The sequence below is a fragment of the Desulfosarcina cetonica JCM 12296 genome (assembly GCF_001311845.1).
Classification (GTDB): Bacteria; Desulfobacterota; Desulfobacteria; order Desulfobacterales; family Desulfosarcinaceae; genus Desulfosarcina; species Desulfosarcina cetonica.
Map to the genome: position 1 here is coordinate 1 of NZ_BBCC01000257.1, position 7214 is coordinate 7214.

A 7214-nucleotide genomic window follows, 5' to 3' on the forward strand; every position below is an offset into this window, starting at 1 on the left:
TGCCCCCGCTCCCCCCCCCACGACCATTTTGGATCAGAGCAAAGACGTTTGGTCGTTCGAGAACATCCACTTTGCCTTTGACAGCGCCGTCCTGACCCCCGACTCATTTGCCATCCTGGACCAGATTGTGGATGCGCTCAACACCTATCCGAACCTGAACGTGCTTGTCGAAGGCCACACCGACAGCATCGGCACGAATGCGTATAACCTGAAGCTCTCCAAGCGGCGCGCCCAGGCGGTGGTGGATTACCTGGTCAGCAAGGGGATTTCACCGTCGCGGCTCTCCTCCGAGGGCTTCGGGGAGGAACGCCCCATTGCGAGCAACAAGACCGCAGAGGGACGGGCGCATAACCGCCGGGTTCAGTTCGACAGGGTAGAGTAGTCGCGGAATTGAATCCTTACCAGTGGATCGGGTGGTTTGGCGCTTGTCGCCGGACCACCCGAGGTCAACGTTAAACGATATTGCCCAAACAGAAAAGGAGGATAACATGTTCAGCAAAAAATGGATTCTACCATTGATTGCCTTGACAGCTTGCGTGACATTTTTTGGTGTGGCCAATCCGGCATTCGCTGATTCCAGGCACCATCGCAAACCATCCCCCGCAGATTGTGATGCCTACGCCCGCAATTACGCCCGAAACTACAGCCCAGGGATGCTGGGCGGTGCTGCCAGGGGCGGGGCCGGCGGAGCTCTTTTTGGAGCCGTCATCGGCGGCAGAAAAGGAGCAAAGCGGGGGGCAATGCTGGGTGGTGCGATAGGCGGAACGACGAGTGCCGTAAACCGTGAAGAAATCCGCCGCCGAGCATATCATGACTGTATGTCCGGCAGGGTTCGGTGGTAAGAATTTTTTAACAGGAAAAGGAGATGGAAATGACCAAAGGGATAAAACATTTCGCTTTATGGACGGTATTGGCGCTTTGCCTCGGAATCGCTTTTTCGGGAATTGCCCTCGGGCAGGAAGAGCAAGATCTGAACAATTATGCCTGCAAGGATGTCATGCGAATGACTGGCAGCAGCCGGGATGTGGCCATCGGTGTGCTTCATGCTTTTATTCTGGGAAAAAAAGGCACAACCAAATTTGAAACGACCCAGCTGGCTGATGCGACCGATGCATTTATTGAGTATTGTCTCGACAATCCCAATGACAATGCCTTGAAAGTGATGGAAAAGATGACAAAAACACGGTGAGGAAAAATTCAGTTTCGAACCCCAAAAATGATGAACTCGTAAAAAGTCGCATTTCCGACGGATTCGTAAAAAGCCCGAGATCAAGGCTTGCGAATCCTGAGGAATGAGGCGTACTTAGCGTACGCCGCAGTGACGAAGGATACGCGTAACGCCGATATCGGGCTTTTTACGAATCCGTCTAAGCCTCATCCGGTTTTCGCACGTCTCAGGTGTCCCTGGCCGTGCTAATTTGAGCCAAAAATGGTCGTTTAAAACTGAGCCAGGGGGATCAATAAAAAATCCCCCTGGCTCAGGTCACGGGCCACAGGCTCCAGGGATTACCTTTCGGGTTTAAACATCACCCAGAATCAGACACCACAGGAGGCAACGTTCAAAAGCAAGGAGACCATTTGGGGCATATAAAGTCCGCGCTTGGTTGAATGCCGGGTTATGCTATCCGCCGAATCTTACAGCAAAATTTGATGAACTCGTAAAAAGTCGCATTTCCGACGGATTCGTAAAAAGCCCGAGATCAAGGCTTGCGAATCCTGAGGAATGAGGTGTACTTAGCGTACTCCGCAGTGACGAAGGATACGCGTAACGCCGATATCGGGCTTTTTACGAATCCGTCAAATTTAGGCCGCTGATCCAAGTTGGAATCAATAATTATCCCTCTTATTCGATTTTACCCAAATATTCATCTTCTCCGCTTCCTTTATCAATCCCTCCCTAAAATCGGGATGGGCAATGCTAATTAGTGCCTCTGCTCTTTCCCACGTTGACTTTCCCTTTAGTTGTACAATGCCATTTTCCGTGACAACATATTGAGTGATACTTCTAGGAACAGTAACAATTGCGCCAGGCTTGAGAGTGGGCACAATTCTTGAGCATACATTTCCATCTTTATCCGTGTAGGTCGAACTTAGCGAAATAATTCCCTTACCCCCTTTGGAATTAAAAGCACCTAAAATAAAATCGAGCTGTCCGCCGGTTCCGGAAATATGTCGGTAACCGACTGACTCGGAACAGACTTGAGAAAAAAGGTCAATTTCAATGGCATTGTTTATGGCGACGACTTTCGGATTCTTGCGGATTCTATCTGGATCATTAATATACTGAACTGGAAATGAAGCACAGGTTGGATTCATATGCAAAAAATCATATAGTTTCCTAGTGCCAAGAGCAAATGTATAACACATTTTTAAACGATCAATCTTTTTATGGATACCTGTAACCTTACCGGATTCATACATGTCAACACATGCATCGACCAACATCTCGGTGTGTATGGAAAGATCCTTTAAGTCACTTTTCGATATCATTTCACCAATCAAATTCGGCAAGGTGCCGATTCCTAATTGTAAACAAGAACCGTCCTCTATCGTGGTCAATATTTGTTCGGCTATTTTAACATCAATCGGTGATGCTTCCGCTTTGGGAATCTCAATGAGGGGATTATTTTTGCCTTCAACAATCTTGTCGATCATTGAGATATGAATTGTTTCATAATAGCCGCCAAAACAATAAGGGATGTTCTCGTTTACCTCCACAATAATCTTTTTTGATTTACTAATGTTTGCACCGGTAATTGAGTTTGCAAGGCCGAAATTGAAATATCCGCTATTGTCCATTGGTCCGACGCACAAAAATAACACATCAACATCGTGATACTTACGGATAATGCGTGGTCCTTGGTGATAGGTTAAGGGGATATAGCTAGCCAAACCTTTCTGGTAAAGGGAACGGGAGACACCGCCAAAGTGCCAATCGTTAAAGATGACATGCTCTCTATTGGGATCTTGCTCGACAACTTTTGGAAATTTGGTGACACAGACACCGGATAAATAGATATTTTTTAAATCATTTATTCTTTCTGCCAAGGCTTCATCCAAAGATTCGGGGAAAAGTGCGAATTCTCCATAAAAAATACGATCTCCAGATTTCACGACCTGAACCGCTTCTTGTGCCGATGTCAATTTTTGAAGATATTCATTTCTAAAATTCATTTTAACATTTGTCCTTATCTCGTTTTAAGTAGTAGATCTTACACTTTTTAAAAGTCTACAGCACGCTTCCCCACCTTCATCTGCAGCCGGTTTAACAAAAAGCATACCCGATACACTCTTTATCCATCGAAACCGGTTCAGATGTGACATGTTATCACCGCAATGCTTATGCCAATATCGTTGTTTATATTTTTAATTAAAATACAACAAGATAGAAATAGTGATGAGAATGAGATGGCGGTTTTATGAGAATGTTTTGACTCATTCTATTTAAAACAAATTGGCAACATATAATAAAGATTAGATAATTTACCAAATCCACGGAATGCCTCAGATCGAGTTATATATTACTCATTTGATATGATCTGTTTTGATTCCGAGTTTTTTCATTTTTAAATATAAGGTCTTCCGTTCAATTTTTAACTTCCTAGCTACCACAGTGCGATTCCACTGGTACTTTTTCAGCATCTGGCCAATATAATTCTTTTCAAAATTATGAACGGCAACCCGCATCGAAAAATCCTCAAGGGTATTGTTTGAATCTACAATCTGTCCAATATCAGGCTTGTTTGGTTGACAAAACAGGTCAAGATGGCCCAGGCTCACTAAACGCTGCAAGGAATTTTCAAGCTCCCGAATATTGCCGGGCCAATTATACCCGATGAGATCGTCCATCACCTTGCCATTAATTTTGGCAACCGCGTTACCCGTTTGATATTTTTTTAAGAAATGTTCGACCAACAACGGGATATCTTCCTTGCGGTCCCTTAACGGCGGCAAGCGGATGGGAATGATGTGGATGCGGTAAAAGAAATCTTCCCGCATTTTCCCACTTTCTAAAAGATTGCTTACATTTCGGTTCGTGGCCGCAATGATTCGGATATCAGGCGTTATTATTTCAACGCTACCCACTGGAGAAAATCCACTACCGCCTAAGACCCGCAGGAGTTTTACCTGCATGTCGCTTTTGATTTCTCCCAATTCATCTAGAAATAACGTTCCTTTTTTCGCCTGATCCAGATAACCCCGTTTATCTGTATATGCGCCGGTGAAGGCACCTTTCTTGTAACCGAAGAATTCACTTTCCAATAGATGCTGTGGAATCGCGCCGCAGTTGACCGGAACAAACTGTTGGTTTCCGCGATCACTCATGTCGTGAATCGCCTTGGCAACCAATTCTTTACCGGTACCGGATTCGCCATAAATGATTACATTCGCATCCGTCGCTGCGGCACGTAATATGAGCTCGTATACTTTCTGCATTACAGCGCTTTTTCCGACAATGCTTCCAAATTTATAGCGATCTTGAATGGTGGAACGGAGGCGTATGTTTTCCTTCTTTAGGTATTGACCTTGCTCTCGAATTGTATCTTCGGCAATTTTCCTTTCATGGATATCGATAATGACCGTCTGTTTTTTAGTTACCGAGTGGTCGTCGGTAAAAATCGGTGTGTTTACAGCATAAGACCATCGTCCAGTATTTGGGTTTAAAAATTCAAATTTTACCGTTTCTCCCTTGAATATGCGATTGTGGGCACACCAGTCGCATGGCTGCTGAAATCCATAAAGTTCCCGATAGCACAACCGCCCGGTCAAATTATGCATTTTCAGCCCTTTGGGCATTTTGTTCATATATAAAAGATGATAATTTTTATCACATATATAAACGATGCCTTCAAACGCTTCTAACACACCGCGCAATTTTGATTCGCTTTCCCGAAACGAACGCTGAGCTTTTTTTAAAGAGGTAATATCTATGAGTGACGCAACGCTACGATTTGTACCGCCAATCATGTCAACTCTGAGAAATACATTTTTCCGTTGTCCATGTTTATCGATTACTTCAAATTCATATTCAATTGGCACACCCCTTCGGCCCGCCCGCCGTTGGCCATGGTAATACAGCATCGTTGCAAGCTCATCAGGATTGGCAACGATAACTGGCCATTTCATTTTGCCTTCAACTTCCTGTTTTGTATAACCGGTCAGTTTCTCAAATCCTGTATTGGCAAATGAAATGGTTTTATCATCTTCAATGATGATTGTACCGGCACCTGTATTTTCAAAAATTCCCCGGTAGAGCGATTCGCTCTCTTTAAGTGCTTCGGCAATCTTATGCTGTTCGGTAACATCCTCAATAAAAGACTCTAAATAATCTACACCGCCGTCCTTGTTTCTGGCCGTCCTTACATTTAACTTACAATAAATGACGCTCCCATCTTTGCGTCTGAATCGGCTCGTATAATCTAGAAGTTGATCTTTTTTCAGGGACAGATCGATTAAATTACTACGTTTATCTGGTTCGACATACAGATCTTCAGCAATATTTTTGATTGAGGATTTGTAATCAATGGTTGAATCATAGCCTAGCATTGAAACAATCGCAGGATTGGCTTCAATCACACGGCCATCCAATGTCGCTTGTATAATACCGATGGGAGCGTTATCGAAAAGATCTTTGTATTTTCGAAGGTCCTTTTCCAATCTGAATATGTTCTGTTGGTCTGGTTCGGGACTCCGCACGTGTTCTTCTTTAATATGGAATGCCTTTTTATTTGGTTCTTTTTGTCTGTTATCCATCATTTTATGAAATCATAATGCTTTTGTTTTCAACATCAGCGTCTTCGCATTCCACAATAGCCGATACTTAACAGTTAAATACGTTCCAGCACCATGGCCATTCCCTGCCCACCGCCGATGCACAAGGTAGCCAGCCCAAGTTGGACATCCAATTTCTTCATCTGCATGGCCAGTCCATAAGTAATCCGGGCGCCCGTGCATCCAATGGGATGCCCGATGGATATGCCGCTGCCATTATGATTACAATTCTCAAAGTCGATGTTAAGTTCACGCATACAGGCAATCGCCTGGCAGGCAAAGGCTTCGTTCAGTTCGATATACCCGATGTCGGCCATGGAAAGCCCCAGCCGGTTCATCACCTTACGGGTCGCCGGGATCGGTCCGAGCCCCATATACGCCGGATCGACGCCACCAGAGGCAAACCCCTTGATTTTGGCCAAAGGCTCGAGCCCCAACTCGGCAGCTTTTTCCGCCGACATGATGACCACCGCGGCGGCACCGTCGTTGATCCCCGAGGCATTGCCCGCGGTCACGGTGCCCTGCTTGTCGAAGACCGGTCTGAGTTTGCCCAGTTTCTCCATGGAGGTCTCCATGGGCCGCTCGTCAACATCGAATGCCTTGGGATCACCCTTGCGCTGAGGAATCATCACCGGCACGATCTCTTCCTTGGCGGTACCATTTTCAATGGCCGCCCGGGCCCGCTGATGGCTGGCCAGGCTGATCTGATCCTGCTCTTCCCGGCTAATGCCATAGCGTTTGGCGATGTTCTCGGCGGTCATGCCCATGTGGTACTGGTTGAAAATCTCATAGAGGCCATCGTGGACCATGACGTCGATGGTCTGCCCAAAGGGCATGTTCATCCGACCGCCCCAACGGTTATCCGGAATGGCGTAAGGGACATTGCTCATGTTTTCCATTCCACCGGCAACCACGATGTCGGCATCACCGGTCATGATGGACTGCGCGCCGATCACAATGGCTTTCATTCCGGAGGCGCACACCTTGTTGACGGTGATCGCATTGGTTTCCTCGGGGAGTCCGGCGTAGATGGTCGCCTGACGGCCCGGGTTTTGTCCCTGGGCGGTCTGCAGGACGTTTCCCATGATGCACTCGTCAAAATAAACGGGCGTCAGGCAGTCTTCGTAGTCATCGTATTTTTGGTTGATTTCGGTGCGATCATAATCACCGAAGGTGTCGGGTCGGCACTTTTTGACCTCTTCGCTGATGGTGGGACGCAGACCGGCCCGTTTAATGGCCTCTTTTATAACCAGGGCGCCCATATCCACGCATTTGGTGCCTTTCAAGGCCCCACCAAAATTCCCGACCGCCGTGCGGGCGCCACTGACAATAACGACATCCTTCATATTCCCCCTCCTGTAATGTTGATTTACAGATCGCCGATCGCCTCGGTCAGCTCAGGCAAAAACTCGAGGATGTCGGCCTCGATGCCCACGTCGGCC

General features: G+C 46.4%; 6 protein-coding genes. 3 read left to right on the forward strand and 3 right to left on the reverse strand.

The annotated features are described in order from the left end of the window. The 3 genes from JCM12296_RS30995 to JCM12296_RS31005 all read left to right on the forward strand — a co-directional run. Positions 1-382: OmpA family protein (locus tag JCM12296_RS30995; protein WP_157068055.1), on the forward strand; the 382-nt coding region annotated here is incomplete at its 5' end. Positions 383-488: 106 nt separating this feature from the next. After that, positions 489-842 carry a hypothetical protein gene (locus JCM12296_RS31000; RefSeq protein ID WP_054701169.1) on the forward strand — a complete coding sequence of 118 codons (354 nt, stop codon included), beginning with the start codon at positions 489-491 and terminating at the stop codon, positions 840-842. 23 nt (positions 843-865) lie between these two features. Beyond that, on the forward strand, positions 866-1189 hold the full coding sequence (locus JCM12296_RS31005) for an HdeA/HdeB family chaperone (RefSeq protein WP_054701172.1): 324 nt from the start codon (positions 866-868) through the stop codon (positions 1187-1189). Between the two features lie 638 nt (positions 1190-1827). Here the strand turns inward: JCM12296_RS31005 and JCM12296_RS31010 are convergent. From JCM12296_RS31010 to JCM12296_RS31020, 3 genes are all read right to left on the reverse strand, one after another. After that, positions 1828-3174: an acetyl-CoA hydrolase/transferase family protein gene (locus JCM12296_RS31010; RefSeq protein WP_054701175.1), complete on the reverse strand. Its 1347-nt coding sequence runs from the start codon at positions 3172-3174 to the stop codon at positions 1828-1830. Positions 3175-3525: 351 nt separating this feature from the next. Beyond that, the gene (locus JCM12296_RS31015; protein ID WP_054701178.1) at positions 3526-5757 is read right to left on the reverse strand and encodes a sigma-54-dependent Fis family transcriptional regulator; all 2232 of its coding nucleotides are present in this window, start codon (positions 5755-5757) and stop codon (positions 3526-3528) included. A 71-nt stretch (positions 5758-5828) separates the two neighbouring features. Next, complete coding sequence (locus JCM12296_RS31020) at positions 5829-7118, reverse strand: acetyl-CoA C-acetyltransferase (RefSeq protein WP_054701181.1); 1290 nt, start codon at positions 7116-7118, stop codon at positions 5829-5831. Positions 7119-7214: the final 96 nt, after the last annotated feature.